The 208-nt window shown below is 41.3% G+C and carries 1 protein-coding gene; it reads right to left on the minus strand.

The window, feature by feature from the left end:
- A partial coding sequence (locus tag ACRHOC_RS16050; RefSeq protein WP_431159544.1) for a transglycosylase domain-containing protein occupies nt 1-208 on the minus strand: 208 nt, incomplete at both ends.

A 208-nucleotide genomic window follows, 5' to 3' on the forward strand; every position in this document is an offset into this window, starting at 1 on the left:
CTTACCTCCCAATAAGTGCATTTGGTTCAAGATCCAAGCTTGCCTTTTGAGCACATAAGAAGATGGGTTTTTTACACTATATCTATGAGGATTAGGCAAAACCGCAGCTAATAGTGCAGCCTCGCTCATTGAAAGCTTGCTAGCAGGCTTATTAAAGAATTTATTTGCAGCCTCTTCGACCCCAAAAACACCATCACCAATCTCTACT

This window comes from Winogradskyella poriferorum (assembly GCF_050618035.1).
Taxonomy (GTDB): domain Bacteria; phylum Bacteroidota; class Bacteroidia; order Flavobacteriales; family Flavobacteriaceae; genus Winogradskyella; species Winogradskyella poriferorum_A.